This is a genomic window from Vibrio sp. 1078-1 (genome assembly GCF_033340475.1).
In genome coordinates this window covers 1-539 of the sequence record NZ_JAWOWM010000789.1, presented here as the reverse complement: position 1 = coordinate 539, position 539 = coordinate 1, and the positions used below count along the sequence as shown (strand labels likewise).

Below are 539 nucleotides of genomic sequence, written 5' to 3'. Positions count from 1 at the left end.
TTTAAAGTCGGTATTAGTCATGGAGCCCATTTGGTTTTGGAGCTGACTCATTGTTGTGAAGGTGTCCGATGCAGACACCAGTTCAGAAGCGGACTTGGATAGGTTCTGGGATAAGCTATCGCCCCAGGTTTGCTTGAATGACTCGCTTCCAGAACGGCTGAAACCCTGCGCTAATTGATTTGTCAACGCCTGGCTATCGGTTTGCGAATAGCTCACACCCTTCATGAACTGGGACACATCACTCGCTGACCAGCTTGAAGAGGCTTGAGTTGATGACTCTGTTGCTCCCTTCGCTTGCGCTTTGATGTCCAGGACATCACTGCCGCCGCCTGATTCGCCATTACCACCAGCAGGAACTAGGGCTGTACTGTTTGATTTCACACCAGCAGCGGCCTTCATTGCTGCCCTGGCCTTGCCAACCATAGGCATAAGCATGGACGCAGCTTCGTCAACATCGAGTGTGCCCATAGCCTGCATGGCAAAAGCACCTTTGACAGCATCAGAGTGGCTATCATCCACCTGGAACTTATCCATGAAGT

General features: G+C 51.2%; 1 pseudogene. It reads right to left on the bottom strand.

Going from position 1 to position 539, the window contains the following annotated elements:
* Nucleotides 1-539: pseudogene (locus R7190_RS30070) on the bottom strand (conjugal transfer protein TraG); the annotation flags it as partial.